23 protein-coding genes and 3 tRNA genes are annotated in these 22,576 nt (G+C 54.7%); 9 read left to right on the plus strand and 17 right to left on the minus strand.

What is annotated here, in order from left to right:
- Window positions 1–3: 3 nt before the first annotated feature.
- The 7 genes from L463_RS05215 to uvrY all read right to left on the minus strand — a co-directional run bounded on the left by L463_RS05215 (window position 4) and on the right by uvrY (window position 4,733).
- Window positions 4–930, minus strand: coding sequence for a LysR substrate-binding domain-containing protein (locus tag L463_RS05215; RefSeq protein ID WP_032104235.1), 927 nt, complete (start codon window positions 928–930; stop codon window positions 4–6).
- 250 nt (window positions 931–1,180) lie between these two features.
- Window positions 1,181–1,267, minus strand: a tRNA-Leu gene (locus tag L463_RS05210).
- 11 nt (window positions 1,268–1,278) lie between these two features.
- Window positions 1,279–1,352: transfer RNA gene (locus tag L463_RS05205), tRNA-Cys, on the minus strand.
- 51 nt (window positions 1,353–1,403) lie between these two features.
- A tRNA-Gly gene (locus tag L463_RS05200) sits at window positions 1,404–1,479 on the minus strand.
- A 163-nt stretch (window positions 1,480–1,642) separates the two neighbouring features.
- Window positions 1,643–2,191 (minus strand): CDP-diacylglycerol--glycerol-3-phosphate 3-phosphatidyltransferase, encoded by a 549-nt coding sequence (pgsA, locus tag L463_RS05195; protein ID WP_003859652.1) that lies wholly within the window; start codon window positions 2,189–2,191, stop codon window positions 1,643–1,645.
- Between the two features lie 56 nt (window positions 2,192–2,247).
- A complete protein-coding gene (gene uvrC / locus L463_RS05190) occupies window positions 2,248–4,080 on the minus strand; it encodes an excinuclease ABC subunit UvrC (protein WP_017384477.1) in 1,833 nt (610 codons plus the stop codon).
- On the minus strand, window positions 4,077–4,733 hold the full coding sequence (gene uvrY, locus L463_RS05185; protein WP_017384478.1) for a UvrY/SirA/GacA family response regulator transcription factor: 657 nt from the start codon (window positions 4,731–4,733) through the stop codon (window positions 4,077–4,079). The genes uvrC and uvrY overlap by 4 nt, the downstream gene beginning before the upstream one ends.
- A gap of 464 nt (window positions 4,734–5,197) precedes the next feature.
- On the opposite strand from uvrY, the gene L463_RS05180 reads away from it, so the two are divergent.
- Window positions 5,198–5,422, plus strand: a complete 225-nt coding sequence (locus tag L463_RS05180; protein ID WP_003859644.1) for a DUF2594 family protein — start codon at window positions 5,198–5,200, stop codon at window positions 5,420–5,422.
- A gap of 64 nt (window positions 5,423–5,486) precedes the next feature.
- Here the strand turns inward: L463_RS05180 and sdiA are convergent, their stop codons facing one another.
- From sdiA to L463_RS05140, 8 genes are all read right to left on the minus strand, one after another.
- Window positions 5,487–6,209: a transcriptional regulator SdiA gene (sdiA, locus tag L463_RS05175; protein WP_017384479.1), complete on the minus strand. Its 723-nt coding sequence runs from the start codon at window positions 6,207–6,209 to the stop codon at window positions 5,487–5,489.
- Between the two features lie 223 nt (window positions 6,210–6,432).
- The gene (gene tcyN / locus L463_RS05170; RefSeq protein ID WP_003859634.1) at window positions 6,433–7,185 is read right to left on the minus strand and encodes an L-cystine ABC transporter ATP-binding protein TcyN; all 753 of its coding nucleotides are present in this window, start codon (window positions 7,183–7,185) and stop codon (window positions 6,433–6,435) included.
- Window positions 7,182–7,850, minus strand: coding sequence for a cystine ABC transporter permease (gene tcyL / locus L463_RS05165; RefSeq protein ID WP_003859632.1), 669 nt, complete (start codon window positions 7,848–7,850; stop codon window positions 7,182–7,184). Before tcyL ends, tcyN begins: the two co-directional genes overlap by 4 nt.
- A 21-nt stretch (window positions 7,851–7,871) precedes the next feature.
- Window positions 7,872–8,858 (minus strand): D-cysteine desulfhydrase, encoded by a 987-nt coding sequence (dcyD, locus tag L463_RS05160; RefSeq protein WP_032104236.1) that lies wholly within the window; start codon window positions 8,856–8,858, stop codon window positions 7,872–7,874.
- 103 nt (window positions 8,859–8,961) lie between these two features.
- Window positions 8,962–9,762 carry a cystine ABC transporter substrate-binding protein gene (tcyJ, locus tag L463_RS05155; RefSeq protein WP_003859627.1) on the minus strand — a complete coding sequence of 267 codons (801 nt, stop codon included), beginning with the start codon at window positions 9,760–9,762 and terminating at the stop codon, window positions 8,962–8,964.
- 86 nt (window positions 9,763–9,848) lie between these two features.
- On the minus strand, window positions 9,849–10,400 hold the full coding sequence (gene fliZ / locus L463_RS05150) for a flagella biosynthesis regulatory protein FliZ (RefSeq protein WP_015570235.1): 552 nt from the start codon (window positions 10,398–10,400) through the stop codon (window positions 9,849–9,851).
- A gap of 54 nt (window positions 10,401–10,454) precedes the next feature.
- On the minus strand, window positions 10,455–11,174 hold the full coding sequence (locus tag L463_RS05145) for an RNA polymerase sigma factor FliA (RefSeq protein ID WP_003859623.1): 720 nt from the start codon (window positions 11,172–11,174) through the stop codon (window positions 10,455–10,457).
- A gap of 163 nt (window positions 11,175–11,337) precedes the next feature.
- A complete protein-coding gene (locus L463_RS05140; protein WP_023294951.1) occupies window positions 11,338–12,606 on the minus strand; it encodes a FliC/FljB family flagellin in 1,269 nt (422 codons plus the stop codon).
- A gap of 269 nt (window positions 12,607–12,875) precedes the next feature.
- On the opposite strand from L463_RS05140, the gene fliD reads away from it, so the two are divergent.
- The 4 genes from fliD to amyA all read left to right on the plus strand — a co-directional run bounded on the left by fliD (window position 12,876) and on the right by amyA (window position 16,686).
- Complete coding sequence (fliD, locus tag L463_RS05135) at window positions 12,876–14,288, plus strand: flagellar filament capping protein FliD (RefSeq protein WP_017693218.1); 1,413 nt, start codon at window positions 12,876–12,878, stop codon at window positions 14,286–14,288.
- A 30-nt stretch (window positions 14,289–14,318) separates the two neighbouring features.
- Window positions 14,319–14,729 carry a flagellar export chaperone FliS gene (gene fliS, locus L463_RS05130; RefSeq protein WP_003859616.1) on the plus strand — a complete coding sequence of 137 codons (411 nt, stop codon included), beginning with the start codon at window positions 14,319–14,321 and terminating at the stop codon, window positions 14,727–14,729.
- On the plus strand, window positions 14,729–15,100 hold the full coding sequence (fliT, locus tag L463_RS05125) for a flagella biosynthesis regulatory protein FliT (RefSeq protein WP_006811148.1): 372 nt from the start codon (window positions 14,729–14,731) through the stop codon (window positions 15,098–15,100). The genes fliS and fliT overlap by 1 nt, the downstream gene beginning before the upstream one ends.
- Before the next feature lie 98 nt (window positions 15,101–15,198).
- Entirely contained in the window at window positions 15,199–16,686 is a 1,488-nt protein-coding gene (gene amyA / locus L463_RS05120; protein WP_032104238.1) for an alpha-amylase, read from the plus strand.
- A 102-nt stretch (window positions 16,687–16,788) separates the two neighbouring features.
- On the opposite strand, the gene yedD is transcribed toward amyA, so the two are convergent.
- Window positions 16,789–17,202 (minus strand): lipoprotein YedD, encoded by a 414-nt coding sequence (yedD, locus tag L463_RS05115; RefSeq protein WP_003859613.1) that lies wholly within the window; start codon window positions 17,200–17,202, stop codon window positions 16,789–16,791.
- A 75-nt stretch (window positions 17,203–17,277) separates the two neighbouring features.
- Entirely contained in the window at window positions 17,278–17,592 is a 315-nt protein-coding gene (gene fliE, locus L463_RS05110) for a flagellar hook-basal body complex protein FliE (protein ID WP_023294952.1), read from the minus strand.
- 228 nt (window positions 17,593–17,820) lie between these two features.
- Here fliE and fliF point away from each other — a divergent pair, with 228 nt between their 5' ends.
- From fliF to fliI, 4 genes are read left to right on the plus strand one after another with little or no spacing between them, the layout of a single operon-like run.
- A complete protein-coding gene (fliF, locus tag L463_RS05105; protein ID WP_017383346.1) occupies window positions 17,821–19,503 on the plus strand; it encodes a flagellar basal-body MS-ring/collar protein FliF in 1,683 nt (560 codons plus the stop codon).
- Window positions 19,496–20,494: a flagellar motor switch protein FliG gene (gene fliG / locus L463_RS05100; RefSeq protein WP_003859608.1), complete on the plus strand. Its 999-nt coding sequence runs from the start codon at window positions 19,496–19,498 to the stop codon at window positions 20,492–20,494. The genes fliF and fliG overlap by 8 nt, the downstream gene beginning before the upstream one ends.
- Window positions 20,487–21,194 (plus strand): flagellar assembly protein FliH, encoded by a 708-nt coding sequence (gene fliH / locus L463_RS05095; protein ID WP_017693145.1) that lies wholly within the window; start codon window positions 20,487–20,489, stop codon window positions 21,192–21,194. The genes fliG and fliH overlap by 8 nt, the downstream gene beginning before the upstream one ends.
- The gene (gene fliI / locus L463_RS05090) at window positions 21,194–22,564 is read left to right on the plus strand and encodes a flagellar protein export ATPase FliI (RefSeq protein ID WP_023294953.1); all 1,371 of its coding nucleotides are present in this window, start codon (window positions 21,194–21,196) and stop codon (window positions 22,562–22,564) included. Before fliH ends, fliI begins: the two co-directional genes overlap by 1 nt.
- The last annotated feature ends 12 nt before the right edge of the window (window positions 22,565–22,576 follow it).

Below are 22,576 nucleotides of genomic sequence, written 5' to 3' on the forward strand. Positions count from 1 at the left end.
GTATTAATAAATCCGACTGTCATCGTATGCCAGATAATCGATATCCAGCGCCGGAACGACCGGGGTATGGTTTTGCAGCCAGGCCAGAAGATGCTGAATGCTCTCTCTTTTGAGTGAATTTTTTGGCCAGACGAGGTAGTAGCCATCCCCCGTCGCGATAGCTTTCCTGAAAGGCAGGCCCAGCAGGCCACTTTTCAGGGCATCAAGCGTGAGATGCAGGTCGGCGATAGCGATGCCGTGCCCGTTCATCGCGGCAATACTTCCCTGTTCAAGGGTATCGAACACCATACCGCTGCTCATATCGAGCCCCGGGAACAATCCTGTTCTTCGCAGCCAGCGCCGCCAGTCACGTCTGTCCGGTGAAGGATGGATCAGATCGCATTGCGGAAGCCGCTGCCGGGCCGGTTCGATAAGCGATGGAGTACAAACCGGGATAAGCCATTCATGAAATAGCAGTTGGCTTTCCGTTGTGTCACCAAAACGCCCATTGCCGAGAAGAATGGCGCAATCGTAGGGCTCAAGATTGAAATCAACGGTGTCAATGTCCATCCAGACGCTGGCAATCTCAACCTGTGGTTTTGCATGGTTGTTGCGAAAAGATCGCAGCACGTCGAGAAGCCATCTCATGGTCAGGGTACTGGGTGCTTTAAGCCGCAGCAGGTGGTTTTCACTACGAAATACCCGGCAGGCCCATTCAATGCTCGTGAAGCTTTCGTTCAGCTGCCCGGCAAGCACTCGCCCGGCTTCAGTGACCTCCACCCGAGGACCTTGCCTTTTGAAAAGCTCGCAGTCGAACCACAGTTCAAGGGTACGAACATGTCTGCTGACCGCGCCCGGTGTAATATTGAGCGTTTCAGCGGCTTTACTGAAGGAATTCAACCGCGCAGCAACTTCAAACGCACGCAGTGCATACAATGGCGGTAAAGACATAGCGTCCCTTAAATGAGGTGATGGCATGGGGAATCAGGATCGCAAACCTGCAAATCTTCACACTGCAAATCGCGCCCGCTACACGATAGCATAATGGGTATCTGTTTAATTCCGTTGAAAAGGATCGTTGTTTTATTACGTGAGGGTCAGAAATGAAGGTTGTTGATTAGCAGAATGGCAGGCACAAAAAAACCACCTTTCGGTGGTTTCACGACACTGCTTATTGCTTTGATTATTCTGCTTTTTCCCATGGTAGCCGGAGTGGGACTTGAACCCACACAGCGCGAACGCCGAGGGATTTTAAATCCCTTGTGTCTACCGATTCCACCATCCGGCCAGGGAAGAAAGTGGAGGCGCGTTCCGGAGTCGAACCGGACTAGACGGATTTGCAATCCGCTACATAACCGCTTTGCTAACGCGCCTTAAATCTGTTGTCTTTCGACCTGCACCCGCAAGCTGCCGATGCATTAATCTGGAGCGGGAAACGAGACTCGAACTCGCGACCCCGACCTTGGCAAGGTCGTGCTCTACCAACTGAGCTATTCCCGCATGTCATCAAGTAACTATTTAACTACTTCCTAACCACTTGATTTCATTGTCGTCCGGCTAACTGTGCCGCCGTTCGATGCGTTGCATTCTACTGATATGACGTTTTGAGTCAACGTTATTTTTTGCATCTCAGGATCGTTTGCTGAAAATTAAGCCGAAACGATCACTGTTCAAGCAAATCACCGCGCGCAGCGTTCAAATATTGCAGCATTGACCACAGCGTCAGCACCGCCGCAACCCACAGCAGACCAATGCCGGCCCACTCTACCCAGGCATTCGGACGCCACAGCATCCATACCAGCGCCGCCATCTGTGCGGTGGTTTTAACTTTACCGATCCAGGACACCGCCACGCTGCTGCGTTTACCCAGCTCCGCCATCCACTCGCGCAGGGCAGAGATAATAATCTCACGGCCAATCATGGTCGCGGCAGGCAGCGTTACCCACCAGGTATGATAATGTTCCGCCACCAGCACCATCGCGATTGCCACCATCACCTTATCCGCAACCGGATCGAGGAACGCGCCAAAGCGGGTACTCTGGTTCCAGCGACGCGCCAGATAACCGTCAAACCAGTCCGTCACGGCAGCGATCAGGAAAATAAGCGCACAGGCAAAAGGCGCCCAGACGACCGGCAGGTAAAATGCCAGGACGAAGAACGGAATGAGCACAACGCGAAAGAGAGTGAGCAACGTAGGGATATTAAATCGCATGATGACGGTAACTGTCTGTTGTCAGTAAAATTTAGCTCTATGTTGCTACAGAGCCCTCAATGTTTCAACGAGTAGTAGATCTTTTCTGCCAGCCCTTGCGAAATACCCGGCACTTTTGCAATTTCTTCCATACTGGCGTTGAGTAATCCTTGCAATCCGCCCATATACTTCAACAGCATCTGGCGACGTTTTGGCCCGACGCCTTCAATCGTCTCAAGGGTACTGGTATTTTTCACTTTTGCCCGTTTTTTACGGTGCCCACTGATGGCGTGATCGTGCGACTCATCGCGGATATGCTGGATCACGTGCAGCGCAGGGGAATCCGGCGGCAGGCTAAAGCCCTCGCCTTCCGGCTCAAAGAACAGCGTTTCCAGGCCAGCCTTACGATCTGCCCCTTTCGCTACCCCTAGCAGCAGCGGATGGTTCTTATCCCACTCCACGTCGAGTGATTCAAATACCGCCTTCGCCTGCCCCAACTGCCCTTTCCCGCCGTCGATAAGGATAACGTCCGGGATTTTGCTCTCTTCAATCGCTTTGCCATAGCGACGGCGCAGCACCTGGTTCATGGCAGCATAATCGTCACCGGGCGTAATGCCGGTGATGTTATAGCGACGATACTCTGCCCGCAGCGGACCGTTGGCATCAAAGACCACACACGACGCCACGGTCTGCTCACCCATCGTATGGCTGATGTCGAAGCATTCCATGCGTTTCACTTCCGGCAGCTTAAGCAGCGTAGCAAGCGCGGTTAAACGCTGGCTGACGGTCGACTGCTGGGACAGTTTGGTGGTCAGCGCCGTGGCGGCATTGGTTCGCGCCAGCTTCAGATAACGCGCGCGATCGCCGCGCGGTTTCGTCTGAACATTCACCCGGCGGCCTGCCAGCTCTGAAAGCGACTCCGCCAGCAGGGTTTTATCATCGAGCGTGAAGTCGAGCAGGATCTCCGAGGGCAGCGTACGCATCTGGCTGCCCTGCAAATAAAACTGGCCGACGAAGGTCTCCACCACTTCACCCAGCTCAGTGCCGCCCGGCACTTTCGGGAAGTAGCTGCGGCTGCCGAGCACTTTGCCCTGACGAATAAAAAGCACATGAACGCAGGCCAGACCGGCGTCAAAGGCTACGCCGATAACATCGAGGTCGTCGCCCGTATTGGAAACAAACTGCTTCTCGGTCACCCTGCGCACCGCCTGAATCTGGTCGCGGATGCGTGCGGCCTCCTCAAATTCCAGCGCCGCGCTGGCTTTTTCCATACGGGCAATCAGTTGCGTCAGCACCTGATCGTCTTTCCCGGCTAAAAACAGGCGGACATATTCCACCTGCTGCGCGTACTCTTCTTCGCTCACCAGCCCTTCAACGCACGGCCCCAGGCAGCGGCCAATCTGATATTGCAGGCATGGCCGGGAGCGGTTGCGATAAACGCTATTTTCGCACTGGCGAACAGGAAAGATTTTTTGCAAAAGCGCCAGCGTTTCCCGCACGGCATAACCGTTCGGGAACGGGCCGAAATATTCACCTTTCGCATGCTTAGCGCCACGATGCATCGCCAGCCGCGGGTGCGTGTCGCCGCTCAGGAAGATAAACGGATAGGATTTGTCATCGCGCAGCAGAACGTTGTAGCGCGGCTGATACAACTTAATATAGTTGTGCTCAAGGAGCAGCGCTTCCGTTTCCGTATGCGTTACGGTGACATCAATGTTATGTATAAGTGCGACCAGCGCTTCGGTTTTACGGGAAGCAAGGTTGCTGCGGAAATAGCTGGAAAGGCGTTTCTTCAGATCTTTCGCCTTACCGACATAGATAACCGTACCGCCAGCATCGTACATACGGTAGACGCCTGGCTGGCTGGTGACGGTTTTCAGAAATGCTTTTGAATCGAACGCTTCACTCACTGACTTATTAACGACTCCGCATTGCACAAACCATGGCGAATGGCCAGGTGAGTCAGTTCGACATCACCGTGAATGTTCAGTTTACTGAACATTCGATAGCGATAGCTGTTGACCGTTTTCGGGCTGAGATTCAGTTGCTCTGAGATCTCATTCACCTTCTGACCTTTAGTGATCATCAGCATAATCTGCAATTCGCGCTCAGACAAACTGGCAAACGGAGATTCCGTTTTTTCCGGTTCAATCTGACTCAGAGCCATCTGTTGAGCAATATCAGAAGCGATGTAGCGCTGCCCGGCGTGTACGGTGCGGATCGCATTGACGACTTCCTGCGGCGCGGCGCCTTTACTGAGATACCCGGCAGCACCCGCCTGCATAACCCTGGCAGGCAGCGGATTTTCGGTATGGACGGTCAGCATGATAACTTTGGTATCAACGAACATGCGCGCGATTTTGCGCGTGGCTTCAAGCCCGCCAATACCGGGCATGTTCATATCCATCAGCACCACGTCTGCGGAGTTAGCGCGACACCATTTAACGGCATCTTCGCCACAGCACGCCTCGCCGGCAACTTTAATACCCTTTATATCTTCAAGAATGCGTCGTATCCCTGCGCGCACCAGTTCGTGGTCATCAACAAGAAGGACGTTGATCAAAGGAAATGTCTCCAGAATAGGGATAACGCTACTGACTGCTAATTGGGTTTATATTAACGGTTTTCCATGCAAGATTAAAACGCTAAAAAATCGGCTATTCGATTCTTGTCTCGTTTTTGGAAATTAAGCTGTACAGTAAGTGGAAAGAAAACCCTTGCCCGCTGGGCTTTTACCTCTATTTTATAGCATCGACATTCGAAAAGTTACTAAAACAGTTGTTAACTCAAACGAAAAAGAGCGCGCGATTTTTTGTAACAACAATTAACGAATGGCGAACCGGGGATAAACATTTAATTGTCGCTAACATATTGGACAGAGTACCTTCATAATCCGCGCCGCCCAATAATCACTGCGCGATAAGTATAAAAAACAACCACTGCATTTTTTGCCGTAGCTTGTGGTATACTCCGCCGCCTTAACTTTCATCGTCGCGCTCATGCGCTGTTTTATAATGAGGAAAATAAATGAGCACACCTGAATTTGCCACTGCCGAGAATAACCAGGAACTGGCACAGGAAGTAAACTGCCTGAAGTCGCTGCTGACGCTAATGCTACAAGCGATGGGCCAGGCTGATGCTGGTCGTGTGATCATTAAAATGGAAAAACAGATCGCGCAGATGGAAGACCAGGCGGAATCCGCTGTTTTTGCCAATACGGTTAAGCAAATTAAACAAGCCTACCGCCAGTAACAAAAACGGCTGGATGCAAAGCATTCAGCCGTTTTCTCGTCTGACACGCAGAACGTGATATCAGTCAGATAAGCCCCGTCGCCGCGGCATAACACGCTATCTGGATCTTATTCGGTGCGTTGAATTTCTTCTGCATATTCTTTTGATGGAAATTGACGGTATTTTCCGAGATGGAGAGAATGATGGCGATTTCTGCCGACGTCTTCCCTTCTGCGGTCCACTTCAGAATTTCCCGCTCACGCTTGCTGAATTTCATTTCAGGCGGCATCACCGTCTCATGTTCAAAGCGTAACAGTGTGGTGAGCGCCATCTGGACGAGCATTTGTAAACGCAGCTCAACTTCTTCACTGGATATCGAGTGTGCCTGTAAGCTGGTACATGACACGGAGAGGAAACCGAGCGCATGATTTGGCATCATCAGACACTGCGTTATTCCCTTGCGTAATCCGTGGTCCCGCGCGCCGTCCCATAATTGCTGGGCATCCGTGAATAATTCATCCGTCCAGGGCAAATGTCCCTGAATGAAATTCTCGGGCTTCAGCACCGGGTCAATGGCGAAATAATTCTCGGACTGATATTGCGCCATCCATTGTTGCGGATAACTGGAATGGACGGAGGTTCGCGGGCGGGTAAATGGCACAGGGTGTCGAACACAAAGCGCATAATAATCGAATTCAAGCGCCTGCGTTTGTCGCTGAAGTTCCTGATATACCTCTTCGGCACAGGTCATTTCCTGAAACCGGAGGAAGCATTCCCGTCGCCAGGTGAAAAAGTCTATATCCCTCATACTTACTGAATGAAGCCTCTGATAAAGATAATCATTATTATGGTGAATATAACCTAACACATAAAGCATGATTATTTATATAAAATATCGGCCACAGGCAGATTATCTTTAATTTGGCGATGGCTTATCCACATCAGGCGGAATAAAAAAGCAACAGAACGGAGTTTAAGGGAGGATAATTTGCTCCAGAAGCGGCATCTGGAGCAAATTGAACGCTAAAATGCTACTGCATTAAGAATTTTTCAAGGAACTGACGGGTTCGGGGCTGCTGCGGATTGGCAAACAGCGCTTTAGCCGGCCCCTGCTCAACTATTCTCCCCTGATCCATGAAAATAGCCCGATCGGCAACGTCGCGAGCGAAGCTCATTTCATGCGTCACAATCACCATCGTGCGTTTCTCCTGCGCCAGCTGTCGGATCGTGTTCAGTACTTCCCCGACCAGCTCAGGATCGAGCGCGGATGTGGGTTCGTCAAACAGGATCACATCCGGGCGCATCGCCAGCGCGCGCGCAATGGCGACACGCTGCTGCTGCCCGCCAGATAAGCGACGCGGATAGCTCGTCTCCTTCCCTGCCAGCCCAACCTTCGCCAGCAGCTCGCGGGCGCGGACCGTCGCGTCTTCCTTAGGTTCCCCCTTGACGATGACCGGCCCTTCAATAATGTTTTCCAGCACCGTGCGGTGCGGAAAGAGATTAAAGCTCTGGAACACGAAGCCGACATGCTGGCGCAGGCGGCGAATCAGCCCTTTTTGCTGGCTGATGGGTTTCCCGGTATCAATGGTGATATCACCCACGCGGATCGTCCCGCCTTCGGGCTGCTCCAGTAAATTGATGCTGCGCAGCAGCGTGGTTTTGCCTGATCCGCTCGGGCCGATAATGGCCACCACTTCGCCCTGCTCAACTTCAAGGTCAATGCCATGCAGCACCGTTTGTCCATGGAATTTTTTCACCAGGTTTTTAACGTCAATTGCACTCATTTTGGATCACGCTCCTGGCGGTTAAGCTGGTTTTCAAAATAGTTTTGCAGAGCGGACAGCACCGTCGCCATCACCCAGTAAATCAGAGAGGCCGCCAGATACATGGTAAACACTTCCAGCGTGCGCGAGGTGATCAGCTGCGCCTGACGGAACAGCTCCGGCACCTGAATGGTCGCCGCAAGCGAGGTGTCTTTCACCAGGCTGATAAAGCTGTTGCTCAGCGGCGGCAGCGCCACGCGCGCCGCCTGGGGCAGGATCGCCCGGCGCAGCGTCTGCCACGGGGTCATCCCGATACTGGCCGCCGCTTCCCACTGTCCTTTATCGATGGAGGAGATCGCCGCACGCAGCGTTTCAGAGGTGTACGCCGCGGTATTCAGCGACAGGCCTATCATCGCCGCCGGGATCGGATCCAGCTCAATACCGAACTGTGGCAGACCGTAGTAAATCATAAACAGCTGGGCGATAAGCGGCGTTCCGCGGAACACGGAGATGTAAAACCGCGCCAGCCACCGCACCGGCCAGATGTTCGACATGCGCATCAGTGCCAGCACAAACCCGAGCACCAGCCCGAAGAACATCCCGCCGATACTGAGCTGTAAAGTAAACACCGCGCCCTTAAGCAAGAACGGCAGCGAATCAATAACCAGTTGAATACTTTCTTGCATTATTATTTTTCTACCTGATTTTTAGACATGAGGATGATAGGCAAACAGCGCAGGCGCTCCGCCAGTATGAACAAACAAAATGGGTCCTTCATCCTTAAAGCGCTTGCGGGCGATGCCGTCGATCAGGCCCGCCATTGCCTTGCCGGTATAGACCGGGTCGAGCAGAATACCTTCGAGACGGGCCAGCAGCTTAACCGCCTCCATCCCTTCATCATTGGGGGTGCCATAGCCCGGCGCGAAATAGTCATCCCACAGCACTATTTCCGCCTTCGCCTGAAGCGCAAGCTGTTCAGCCACCGCCTGTTGCAGGGTGACGACTTTCGGCTTCTGGTCCGCAACGCTTCTGGAAACGGTCACGCCAATCAGCTCGACGTCTGGCATCAGCTGCTCAAGCCCGACCGCTAAACCGGCATGGGTTCCCGCACTGCCGGACGCCACCACCACCGAGGATAAACTTACCGCGCCTTCGCACTGCTGAGCGAATTCCAGCGCGCTCTCAACATAGCCGAGGGCACCCAGCGCATTCGAGCCGCCAACCGGGATCACGTACGGACGAAAACCCTGCGCTTCCAGACGCGTCGCCAGCTCGTCGAGCTGTGCAGCCGGGTCGGTCAACGCGTCGACCATTTCAACCTGCACGTTGAACAGATCCAGCAGCAGACGGTTACCGTTAGTCAGGTAATTCTCTGCCTGCGTGCCGATCGGATTCTCCAGCAGGGCTACGCAGTGGAGTCCCAGCTTCGCCGCCACTGCCGCCGTCTGGCGAACGTGGTTAGACTGAATTGCCCCGGCGGTGATCAGCGTGTCCGCGCCTTCGCGCAGGGCATCGGCGGCGAGAAATTCCAGCTTGCGCAGCTTATTTCCGCCCATCGCCATGGGCGTCACATCGTCACGCTTAATGAATATATCGCGCCCCAGGTAGTCAGAAAATCGCGGCAGATACTCCAGCGGCGTGGGTGCGCCGATAAATTCCAGACGGGGAAAGCGCGTTAAATTCTGTAGTGACATGGTTCCTCCGGTCACGCAAACAATTGTTATTTCATTATGCACGCAGACGCGCGAGAAATAAAAAAGGCGCTTTTAAAAGCGCCTTTTTTTGTCAGTCAGAGACTTATTTCGTCACGTCTGCACCAAACCACTTCTCAGAAAGCGCCTTCAGGCTACCGTCTTTCTGCATCTCAGCAATGGCGCCGTCGATGGCTTTCAGCAGATCCTCGTTACCTTTACGCACCGCCACGCCGGATTCCTGACGGGAGAACGCATCACCCGCGACAGCCAGGGTATTGTTGGTTTTCTTCACCAGATCCAGCGCTGCCAGGCGGTCAACCAGAATGGCGTCAATACGGCCTACGCGCAGATCCTGGTATTTCGTCGGGTCATCATCGTAGGTACGGATGTCCACGCCCTGCACATTCTGGCGCAGCCACTCCTCGTAGTTGGTGCCCAGACCGACGCCGACTTTCTTACCTTTCAGATCCGCTGCGGATTTGATACTGCCTTCGTTACCTTTCTTCACCAGCGCCTGAATACCGGACACGGTGTACGGCGTGGAGAAGTCATACTTCTTCTTACGCTCGTCAGAAATGGTTACCTGGTTAATCACCACGTCAATACGTTTGGAATCCAGTGACGCCAGCATCCCGTCCCATTTGGTGGGTTTCAGGGAGGCTTTAACGCCGAGGTGTTTTGCCAGCTCCTGCGCAAACTCCACTTCAAAACCGGTCAGTTTACCGTCGTCGCCCTGGAAGCTGAACGGAGGATAGGTTCCTTCCAGCCCAACCAGCAGCGTGCCGCGCTCTTTAACTTTGTTGAGCAGATTCTCTGCCGCGAACGTTTTCACGCTCATCCCCGCGACCAGCGCAACGGCCATCATCCCCATCAGCGCCTGACGACCCAGAAGTGCTAATTTCATAAGTACCCCGATACAGTGGAATTTTTGAGTAGTGTAGAGAAATCGCCTGCAACGTCAAAGGCGGCTGCGCTACATCTTATTCTTTTTTAATATATATCAGAAGTTGTTCCGGCGCGGACTTTCTGCTTTATGACGCCCGGCATCTGGACTTTATATTGCGCGTACTTTCGCAGCGCGATGCGGTAATTATTGGTACTGGTGGCGGGCAACCAGGGTTCCAGATTTTCATCCAGGTATCCGGTCGTCAGCAGATCGCGGGAGATATTTTGCATGGTCAAATGCTGACCCAGGCGGCGCAGGCGAACCACGTATTCACGCACGGTGCCGTGACTCATCTCCGTTTGTTCAAACAGGAATTGCTTGAAGCCGATAATATCGAAGAAGTCGCTTTGCTCTTTGCAATGGAGATCGCCACAGAAACGGCAAAGCGCTACCCACTCTTTTTGCTCTTCAAGCCAGGCGGCTTCATCCATCAGCGTGTCGAGGCGGGAAATCGCAATCTTATTCACGATTTCACCGCGACGAACCAGCGTGATGCGGTCGAGTAATTTTTTACAGTGGGCGCAATGCGTCTGGCTGTGTTTAAAGTCTTTCAGGTAGCGGCTTAAAGGCCGTCTTTTAGATTGCTGCACCGTCATGATAACTCCTGGTTGTCAATACGTTGTGCGGCATTTCCAAGGCGAATAACTCACCTATAACTTACCCAGTTTTGTGCGCAGGCGTTTAATGGCCTGGCTGTGCAGCTGGCTCACCCGAGACTCGCCCACCTCCAGCACGGCGCCAATCTCTTTGAGATTGAGCTCTTCCTGGTAATAGAGGGTTAACACCAGTTGCTCACGTTCCGGTAAAGCTTCGATCGCTTCCATCACGCGCTGGCGTAAATTCCCTTCCAGTAAATGGTGTAACGGGTTTTCTTGCTGATGTTCATCGGTCACCAGCTCGATGCTATCGCCATGCTCTTCGCGCCACTCATCATAAGAGAAGAGTTGGCTGTTATTGGTATCGAGCAACATCTGGCGATACTCTTCAACAGGAATGCCCAGACGCTCCGCTACTTCGGTTTCCGTCGCGTTGCGCCCCAGCTCCTGTTCCAGCTGCCCCATCGCATGCGCCACTTCGCGCGCGTTGCGGCGAACGCTGCGCGGCACCCAGTCGCGGCTGCGCAGCTCGTCCAGCATCGCACCACGAATACGCTGCACTGCGTAAGTCGTAAATGCCGTTCCTTGCAGAGCGTCGTACCGGTCAACTGCATTCAATAACCCGATACCGCCCGCCTGTAGCAGATCGTCCAGTTCCACGCTCGCCGGCAAACGCACCTGGAGGCGCAATGCTTCGTGACGCACCAGCGGAACATAACGCTGCCACAGCGAGTGTTTATCCATTACACCTTCAGCGGTATAGAGTGAATTCACGATAAACAGCCCTGCGTTAGTTGAGTTATCGGCATGATTATCCGATTCTGGAGGGGTTTTAATCGGGTGAATAGTGGGTGAAATGAGGGGTTATTTGGGGGGTTACGCGTAAATGCGGACAGAAAAAACCCCGCCGAAGCGGGGTTTAAGCGTCATCAGGCGATTAGCCTTGCAGCAGAGACAGAACCTGCTGAGGAACCTGGTTAGCTTTGGACAGCACGGAGTTACCGGCCTGCTGAACGATCTGCGCTTTAGACATGTTGGACACTTCGGTCGCATAGTCGGCGTCCTGAATACGGGACTGCGCTTCAGACAGGTTGGTGGTGGTGTTGTTCAGGTTGGTTACGGCAGAGCTCAGACGGTTCTGTACCGCACCCAGTGAAGAACGGAATTTATCAACATCAGAGATAGCAGCATCCAGTTTATCTAAAGGATCCAAATTCAGATCGCTCAGCGCAGTATTTGCAGCCGCAGCCGCAGTCACTTTACCAGTGCTGTCAATGGTCGCTGAAGTAAAGGTATTAGCAGCAGAATCATAAACTGCATATGCGTTATTGCCGCTCGTATCTTTATATGAAACCAGTGACTCAGTTGCACCTAAAGTAGTTGTATCAACAGCAATTTTTGCGCTTACAGTGTCTGTTGCTGCTGCAACAGAAGATACGGAACCAGATACCGTGCCAGCTGTATCTGCATTAAATTTGATGGTATTTGCTGTATAATCGACCGTTGCTGCGTAATACTTATCATCACTGCCTTTAACAAAATAATTACCTGCATCATCTTGAACTAAAGAATCACCAGTTGCTGTAGTATTCGTAGTCCCTGTATTGCTAACTGTGGCGGAAGCAAAATCTACAGTAGCATTTAACTTAGTACCATTACTGACGGTTGTAGCAAGTTTGGTGGCATCGAAACCAGTCAGACCCAAAGTTGAGGCTGTGATTTTTTTCAGATCAATGGTAATGTTTTGCCCATCATTGGCACCAACCTGAATTTGCATAGAACCGTCTTTAGCCAAGACATTGACACCGTTAAATTGGGTCTGTCCTGAAACACGGTCGATTTCATCCAGTCGAGATTGAATTTCATCCTGGATTGAAGACAAATCAGTTTTAGAGTTCGTACCAGTAGAGGCCTGAACGGTCAGTTCACGAACACGCTGAAGGTTGTTGTTGATTTCAGACAGCGCGCCTTCAGTGGTCTGCGCCAGAGAGATACCGTCGTTAGCGTTACGTGCAGCCTGAGTCAGACCTTTGATGTTAGAGGTGAAGCGGTTAGCGATAGCCTGGCCCGCAGCGTCATCTTTCGCGCTGTTGATACGCAGACCAGAAGACAGACGCTCGATAGAAGAAGACAGAGCGGACTGGTTCTTGTTGATGTTGTTCTGAGTGATCAGCGAGAGGCTGTTGGTATTAATGACTTGTGCCATGATTTCGATTCCTGTTGTTCATCAAATCTGTTTGGTTAGATTTGGGTTTCCACCCTTCGGCTTCATCGCCGTCAAAGGTGTTATCGTCTGGTCCAAACCAACCTTTAGATATTTTTTCAGGATCGCGTTAATTTTTTTAGCCACGGAAAAGCTCTTCTCTATTACCGTTATTCCCGCCATTAAAAAAAAGAAATTAACCGTAAACTTTCCCCCATTAAGGCCGATAACCCCACTATTCGTTCTACGTGTCGATAGATTAAGGAATAAATATGGCAAGTATTTCATCATTGGGGATTGGTTCGGGTCTTAAGTTAGCAGACATTCTGGATAGTCTGACCACGGCCGAAAAAGCACAGCTGACGCCAATTTCCAAACAACAGACATCGTATACCGCCAAGCTGAGCGCTTACGGCACGTTGAAAAGTTCACTGGAAGCGTTTCAGACCGCCAACACCGCGCTGAATAAAGCCGATCTGTTTACAGCGACCAGCACGTCGAGCAGTACCACGGCATTCAGCGCCACCACCACCGGCAGCGCGATTGCCGGTAAATACACCATCAGCGTGTCGCAGCTGGCGCAGGCGCAAACCCTGACGACCAAAAACGCGCAGCCGGATACCAAAACGGCCATTGCCACGGCTGACAGCAAGATCACCTTTACCGCCGGTAACGGTAAAGATCCGGTGACCGTCGATATCAGCGCGGCAAACTCCTCGCTGACCGGCATTCGCGATGCGATTAACAAAGCTGACGCCGGCGTGACCGCCAGTATTATTAACGTCGGTAATGGTCAGTACCGTCTGTCCATCACCTCCACCGAAACCGGGGCGGACAACGCGGTCAGCATCAGCGTGAGCGGCGACAGCGCCCTGCAATCCTTTATGGGTTACAACGGCACCAGCACCGACGCCAGCAACGGCATGACAGAAAGCGTCACCGCGCAGAACGCCAAGCTGAAGGTGAATAACGTCGATATCGAAAACAGCAGCAACACCATCAGCGATGCGCTGGAAGATATCACCCTGAACCTGAACGATGTCACCACCGGTAACCAGACGCTGACGATCGCTAAAGATACATCGAAAGCGGAAACGGCGATGAAAGCCTGGGTGGATGCCTACAACACCCTTCAGGACAGCTTTGCATCATTAACCAAATATACGGCGGTTGATGCGGGTACAGATGCGCAGGATTCCAGCAACGGTGCCCTGCTCGGAGACAGTACGCTGCGTACTATCCAGACGCAGCTGAAAACCATGCTGGGCAACTCCGTCGGCGGAACCGCCTATAAAACGCTGTCTCAGGTCGGCATTACCTCCGATCCAAGTACGGGTAAGCTGGAGCTGGACAGCGACAAGCTGAAAAAAGCGCTGACGGATAACCCGTCTGCCGTGAAAGATTTGGTTGTGGGTGACGGTAAAACCACCGGGATCACTACCACCATGGCCACCCATCTGACTGACTGGCTTTCCAGTAAAGGCATTATCCAGGCGGCCAAAGATGGCGTCAGCAAAACGCTGAACAAGTTAACGGATCAATATAACGCCGTGAGCGAACGTATTGACGCGAGAGTGGCGCAGTACAAAGCCCAGTTTACCCAGCTGGACGTACTGATGACCTCGCTGAACAACACCAGCAGCTACCTGACGCAGCAGTTCGAAAATACGTCCAGCAACAAGTAGTAAACGCTAATCAGACCCGAGGGGGATAACATGTACGGCGCAAAAGGCACGCAAGCCTACGCAAAGATAGAAGTTGAAAGCGCGGTGATGAGCGCCAGCCAGCAGCAGCTGGTTATCATGCTATTTGATGGAGCCCTCAGCGCGCTGGTACGCGCGCGTCTGTTCCTGGCAGACGGTAATATCCCGGCAAAAGGGCTGGCGCTCTCAAAAGCCATCAACATTATCGAAAACGGGCTGAAGGTTGGCCTGGTGGAAAATAACGGTGATGAGCTTACGCAAAACCTGATTGCCCTTTATGCCTATATGGTACGTCGCCTCCTGCACGCCAACGTGAATAACGACGCCAGCGCCATCGAAGAGGTGGAAAACTTGCTGCGCAATATCGCTGACGGGTGGAAGGAGGTTGCCGGTACGCCACAACTGATGCAGGACGCCGTCTAATGAGTAACGCACCGCAACTTTATGCCCTTTATCAGCAACTCCTTGAGCAGAGCCAGTTGATGTTGCGACTGGCCCGGCAGGGACTATGGGATGATCTGATCATCTGTGAAACCGACTATGTTAATGCGGTGCACTCACTGGCTCGTCTCACTCAGGAAAGTGAGCCTTCGATGCAGATTCAGGAGCAGCTTCGCCCGACGCTGCGGGTGATCCTGGACAACGAAGGCCAGGTAAAAACGTTGCTGCAAGCCAGAATGGATGAACTGGCGAAGCTGGTTGGGCAATCCTCCATCCAGAAAACCGTTCTCTCCACCTACGGTAACCAGGGCGGTCATGTCCTGGTTCCGCAAAGTAATAGCGATATTAATTAGCCATTTAACTGGCGTTCGAGCGTTAACCGTTTCGTTCGCCAGGCATTTCTGCCAAACCTGCTCCATACTTGAGTTTCGCGACCTCATGGAGATGGTGCATGCGCAACCCAACACTTTTACAATGTTTTCACTGGTACTACCCCACCGGCGGTGAACTGTGGCGAGAAGTCACGGCATTAGCCCCCAACCTGAACGAAATCGGCATCAATATGGTCTGGTTACCGCCGGCATATAAGGGGGCATCCGGCGGCTATTCCGTCGGGTATGACTCTTATGACCTTTTCGACCTCGGTGAGTTTGACCAGAAAGGCAGCGTCGCCACCAAATACGGCGATAAAGCCCAGCTGCTGGAGGCCATCAACGCCTTAAAAAGCAACCAGATTGCGGTGCTTCTGGACGTGGTGGTCAACCATAAAATGGGGGCCGATGAAAAGGAACCCGTCCGCGTGCAGCGCGTGGATGCTCAGGATCGCACCCAAATCAGCGATGAGATCATCGAATGCGAAGCCTGGACGCGCTACACCTTCCCCGTTCGGGCCGGGCAGTATTCGCAGTTCATCTGGGATTACAAATGCTTCAGCGGTATCGACCACATTGAAAACCCCAATGAGGACGGTATCTTCAAAATCGTGAACGACTACACCGGCGAAGGCTGGAACGATCAGGTCGACGACGAGATGGGCAATTTCGATTACCTGATGGGTGAAAATATCGATTTTCGCAACCATGCGGTGACGGAGGAGATCAAATACTGGGCGCGCTGGGTGATGGAGCAAACCCACTGCGACGGCTTCCGCCTGGACGCGGTAAAACACATCCCGGCCTGGTTCTATAAAGAGTGGATTGAGCACGTCCAGGAGGTGGCCCCGCAGCCGCTGTTTATCGTGGCGGAATACTGGTCTCACGAAGTGGATAAATTGCAGCACTACATCAATCAGGTGGACGGTAAAACCATGCTGTTTGATGCGCCACTGCAAATGAAATTTCACGAAGCCTCACGCCAGGGACGCGACTACGATATGAGCCAGATTTTCACCGGTACGCTGGTGGAAGCCGATCCGTTCCATGCCGTGACCCTGGTAGCCAACCACGATACCCAACCCTTGCAGGCGCTGGAAGCCCCGGTTGAAGCCTGGTTCAAACCGCTGGCCTACGCGCTCATCCTGCTGCGTGAAAACGGCGTGCCGAGCGTATTCTACCCGGATCTTTTTGGCGCCAGCTATGACGACACCGGCGGGGATGGCGAGACGTATCACATCGATATGCCGGTGATTGAACAGCTCCACGAGCTGATCCTCGCCCGGCAGCGTTTTGCCCACGGCGTGCAGACGCTCTTTTTCGACCATCCAAACTGCATTGCGTTCAGCCGCAGCGGGACTGAGGAGCACCCGGGCTGTGTGGTGGTGCTGTCAAATGGTGATGACGGCGAGAAGACCATCTGCCTCGGGGAAAATTACGGCAATAAGACCTGGCGTGATTTTTTAGGCAACCGCGAGGAAACCGTGACCACGGCGGCGGATGGCGAAGGGACGTTCTTCTGTAACGGGGGAAGCGTCAGCGTCTGGGTGATTGAGGAAGCGCTGTAGTGCTGGGAAAGTGCGGCCTGATGCCCTCACCCCGACCCTCTCCCACCGGGAGAGGGAGCAAACCCTAAAAACGGCAATATGATTGCCGTTTTGCTTTTACCGCTACGGAAGCTTACTCTCCAGCGGATTCTTGCTCAGGTAATCTGCGCATTCCACCGTTGGACGGTCAACCTTGTACAGTTCCATACCGTCATACTCCAGCGCCGCCCCATCACGCTCCAGCGGATAGACATCCAGCTTACGGGTCACGTTGTAATAATCATCTGAACGCAGCATGATCTTACCCGGCACCGCGATAACGCGCTGCCACTGACGGCAATCCAGCGTATCCCCCTCTGGCGTCACCACCAGCGTGGCGATCGCTTCCGGGCTCACCATCGCGCTCTGCGGCCCTTTCGACTGCCAGTAACCTGCCAGTTGCGAAGGTACCGGGTGCTTAATCACTTCCTGATAGTTATCTACCTGAACACATCCCGCTAACGTCAGCATCGCAGCCACAATTGCTACTTTTTTCATCATCTTTCCTGCATGCGAAGAAAAAAATATTGTGGCATTAAAGCCATCAGGCTGCCAGCGTAAGATAGGTATTGATTAAACCTGCATCCCCATCACTTCCTGGTATGCCGACACCAGCTTGTTACGCACCTGCAACCCCATCTGCAATGACACCGACGCTTTTTGCAGATCGGCCATCACATCGTTGAGCGCCACGCCGGGTTCGCCAAGGGTAAATCTCTCAGCCTGGGTACGGGCCGCGTTTTGCTTGTCGCTGATCAGGTCCAGCGCCGCATGCAGTTGACCGGCGAAGCTAACGCCCGGCGGCTGGTCAGCCACGCTCTGATTACGGGCGGTCATCGCCGTTGCCTGTAACTGACTGAGTACCCCTTCAATGCCCTGTATAGCCATGACTCTCCCCTGGATGGTTTTTTACGAGGTCAAGACTAACAGCTTGTCAATAAGATAATGGCGGTAAATAGCGTTAAAAAACCAGGTTATTTGACGCATAGAAAATCCCGAATCATCAAATAATGGCAGGGCCATCAGTATGGAACTTTTGTCGTGTTTGCCGACCCGGGAGTCAGTTTTGTTTCTCTACACGAATAACGTAAACCACCAGGATTTAAGAGGTGCGCAATGAGTGCGACAGCAGCATCGACAGCGCCACAGAATAAATCACTCGAGTGGATGAACCGCCTTCGCGCCAACCCTAAGATCCCGTTGATTGTGGCAGGCGCTGCCGCCATTGCGATCGTTGTCGCGATGGTCTTATGGGCAAAAAGCCCGGATTACCGCACGCTCTACAGCAACCTTTCCGACCAGGATGGCGGTGCCATCGTCACCCAGTTAACCCAGATGAACATCCCGTATCGCTTTGCCGATAACGGTGGTGCGCTTGAAGTACCGGCAGATAAAGTGCACGAGCTTCGCCTGCGTCTCGCCCAGCAGGGGCTGCCAAAAGGCGGCGCGGTTGGGTTTGAGCTGCTGGATCAGGAAAAATTCGGCATCAGTCAGTTCAGCGAGCAGGTTAACTATCAGCGCGCACTGGAAGGTGAGCTGGCCCGTACGATTGAAACCTTAGGCCCGGTGAAAAGTGCCCGCGTGCACCTGGCGATGCCTAAGCCGTCCCTGTTTGTCCGTGAACAAAAGTCCCCTTCGGCCTCTGTGACCGTTAACCTCGAACCTGGCCGTGCGCTGGATGAAGGGCAGATCAGCGCCGTCACGCACCTGGTCTCCAGTGCGGTGGCCGGTCTGCCGCCGGGTAACGTTACGCTTGTCGATCAGAGTGGTCATCTGCTGACGCAGTCCAACACCGCCGGGCGCGATCTCAACGACGCTCAGCTGAAATACGCCGCGGATGTGGAAGGCCGTCTCCAGCGTCGCATCGAAGCGATTCTGGGCCCGGTGGTCGGCAGCAGCAACGTACACGCGCAGGTCACCGCGCAGATTGATTTCTCGAATAAAGAACAGACCGAAGAGCAGTACGCTCCGAACGGGGATGCCTCCCGCGCCGTGTTACGCTCGCGTCAGATCAATGAGACGGAACAGGTCGGCGGCCAGTATCCTGGCGGTGTGCCGGGCGCGCTCTCTAACCAGCCTGCGCCTGCCAACGCCGCGCCAATCTCCACCCCGCCGGCAAACCCGCAGAACGGTCAGCAAACGAATCAGCAGACGACCTCGACCGCGAACAGTACCGGCCCGCGTAACAGCAGCCGTAACGAAACGACCAACTACGAAGTCGACCGGACTATCCGCCATACCAAACTGAACACGGGCGATATTCAGCGTCTCTCTGTTGCCGTGGTGGTGAACTACAAAACGCTGCCGGACGGTAAACCGCTGCCGCTCACGGCGGAGCAGATGAAGCAGATCGAAGATTTGACCCGCGAAGCGATGGGCTTCTCTGAAAAACGTGGCGATACCCTCAACGTTGTGAACTCACCGTTCAACCCGGTGGATGAGACCGGTGGCGAACTGCCGTTCTGGCAACAGCAGGCGTTCTTCGATCAGCTGATGTCCGCAGGTCGCTGGCTGCTGGTGCTGATTGTCGCGTGGCTGCTGTGGCGTAAGGGCGTTCGTCCTCAGCTACAGCGCCGTGCTGAAGCCGAGAAAGCCGCGCTGGAACAGAAGAACGCGCGTCCGGACGAGGAAGAAGCGGTTGAAGTTCGTCTCAGCAAAGATGAACAGATGCAGCAGCGCCGTGCTAACCAGCGTATGGGCGCAGAGGTGATGAGCCAGCGCATTCGCGAAATGTCAGATAACGATCCGCGCGTCGTCGCGCTGGTCATCCGCGGTTGGATGGGTAACGAACATGAGTAATACGCTTACAGGCACCGATAAGAGCGTCATCCTGCTGATGACCATTGGCGAAGATCGTGCGGCGGAGGTGTTTAAACACCTCTCCCAGCGAGAAGTGCAGATCCTCAGCGCGGCGATGGCCAACGTGCGCCAGATCTCCAACAAGCAGCTGACAGAAGTGCTGGCGGAGTTTGAGCAGGAAGCCGAGCAGTTTGCCGCGCTCAACGTCAACGCCAACGAATACCTGCGCTCCGTGCTGGTTAAGGCGCTGGGCGAAGAGCGCGCCGCCAGCCTGCTGGAAGATATTCTCGAAACGCGCGACACCGCCAGCGGGATCGAAACGCTCAACTTTATGGAGCCGCAAAGCGCCGCCGATCTTATTCGCGACGAGCACCCGCAGATTATCGCCACCATTCTGGTCCACCTCAAACGGGGCCAGGCGGCCGATATTCTGGCGCTGTTCGACGAGCGTCTGCGCCACGACGTAATGCTGCGTATCGCCACCTTCGGCGGCGTCCAGCCAGCCGCGCTGGCGGAGCTGACCGAAGTGCTGAACAACCTGCTCGACGGCCAGAACCTCAAGCGCAGCAAAATGGGCGGCGTGAGAACGGCAGCGGAAATCATCAACCTAATGAAAACGCAGCAGGAAGAGGCGGTTATTACGGCGGTACGCGAGTTCGACGGCGAGCTGGCGCAGAAAATTATCGACGAGATGTTCCTGTTCGAAAACCTGGTCGAAGTGGACGACCGCAGTATCCAGCGCCTGCTTCAGGAGGTGGACTCCGAATCGCTGCTTATCGCCCTCAAAGGCGCCGAGCAGCCGCTGCGCGAGAAATTCCTGCGCAACATGTCCCAGCGTGCGGCCGATATCCTGCGCGACGACCTGGCCAACCGTGGCCCGGTGCGTTTGTCTCAGGTGGAAAACGAACAGAAAGCGATCCTGCTTATTGTTCGTCGTCTGGCAGAAACCGGCGAGATGGTGATTGGCAGCGGAGACGACACCTATGTCTGATGAACTGTCGTGGAAGCGCTGGACGCCTGACGACCTCTCCCCTCCCACCGCAGAGTTCACCCCTGCCGTTGTGTCGTCCGACGAGGGCGACGCCGGGGCGGGCATACCCGAGCTGAGTGAAGAGGAACAGCGCGCCCAGATGCTGGCCCAGATGCAAATGCAGGCGCACGAGCAGGGCTTCAACGCCGGGATGAACGAAGGCCGTCAGACCGGGCACGCACAGGGTTATCAGGAAGGGCTGGCGAAAGGTTTAGAGCAGGGCATCGAGCAGGCGCGCCAGCAGCAGGCGCCGCTGCATGCCCGCATGCAGCAACTGGTGAGCGAGTTTCAGCACACGCTGGATGCGCTCGACAGCGTGATTGCCTCGCGCCTGATGCAGATGGCGCTGGAGGCGGCCCGTCAGGTGATCGGCCAGACGCCGGTAGTGGATAACGCCGCGCTGATTAAGCAGATCCAGGGGCTGCTCCAGCAGGAGCCGCTGTTCAGCGGCAAACCGCAGCTGCGCGTTCATCCTGATGATTTGCAGCGCGTGGAAGAGAGCCTCGGCGCGACGCTGAGCCTGCACGGCTGGCGGCTGCGCGGCGATCCGTCGCTCCATCACGGAGGCTGTAAGGTCTCGGCGGATGAGGGCGATCTGGATGCCAGCGTCGCGACCCGCTGGCAGGAACTGTGCCGCCTGGCGGCACCGGGAGTCGTCTGATGACCGCTCGCCTTACGCGATGGCTTAACACGCTTGATAATTTTGAAACGAAGATGGCGCAGCTGCCATCCGTTCGTCGTTATGGACGCCTGACGCGCGCCACCGGTCTGGTCCTGGAAGCCACGGGGCTGCAACTTCCGCTCGGTGCCACCTGCGTGATTGAGCGTCAGGACGGGGGGGAGACGCGTGAAGTGGAAAGCGAAGTGGTCGGGTTCAACGGTCAGCGCCTGTTTCTGATGCCCCTTGAAGAAGTGGAAGGGATTTTGCCCGGCGCCCGCGTCTACGCGAAAAACATCAGCGGTGACGGCCTGCAAAGCGGCAAACAGCTCCCGCTCGGTCCGGCGCTGCTGGGCCGCGTGCTGGACGGAAGCGGCAAACCGCTCGATGGCCTGCCCTCCCCTGATACCACCGAATCCGGCGCGCTGATCACCCAACCCTTCAACCCGCTGCAACGCACGCCCATCGAGCACGTACTGGATACCGGCGTGCGGCCGATTAACGCCCTGCTCACCGTGGGACGCGGCCAGCGTATGGGGCTGTTTGCCGGCTCCGGCGTGGGTAAATCGGTCCTGCTCGGCATGATGGCGCGTTATACCCAGGCGGACGTTATCGTGGTTGGCCTGATTGGTGAGCGTGGTCGCGAAGTCAAAGATTTCATCGAAAACATTCTGGGTGCGGAGGGCCGCGCCCGCTCGGTAGTGATCGCCGCGCCTGCGGACGTGTCGCCGCTACTGCGTATGCAGGGTGCCGCCTACGCCACGCGTATTGCGGAAGATTTCCGCGACCGGGGCCAGCACGTGCTGCTGATTATGGACTCCCTGACCCGCTACGCGATGGCGCAGCGTGAGATTGCGCTGGCCATCGGCGAGCCGCCCGCGACCAAAGGCTACCCGCCGTCGGTCTTCGCCAAGCTCCCGGCGTTGGTTGAGCGCGCGGGGAACGGCATCAGCGGCGGCGGCTCCATCACCGCGTTCTATACGGTACTGACCGAAGGCGATGACCAGCAGGACCCGATTGCCGACTCCGCGCGCGCGATCCTCGACGGCCATATCGTGCTGTCGCGCCGTCTGGCCGAAGCCGGGCACTATCCGGCAATTGATATTGAAGCCTCGATCAGCCGTGCGATGACGGCCTTGATCACCGAGCAACACTACGCCCGCGTGCGTAACTTCAAACAACTGCTCTCCAGCTTCCAGCGCAACCGCGATCTGGTAAGCGTCGGGGCGTACGCCAAAGGCAGCGACCCGATGCTCGATAAAGCGATTGCCCTGTGGCCGCAGCTGGAGGCATTTCTGCAACAGGGTATTTTTGAACGCGCCGACTGGGAAGATTCCCTCCAGGCACTGGAGCTGATTTTCCCGCAGGTGTAACACAGGTGGAGG

This window comes from Enterobacter sp. BIDMC 27, assembly GCF_000534415.1.
Taxonomy (GTDB): Bacteria; Pseudomonadota; Gammaproteobacteria; order Enterobacterales; family Enterobacteriaceae; genus Enterobacter; species Enterobacter hormaechei_C.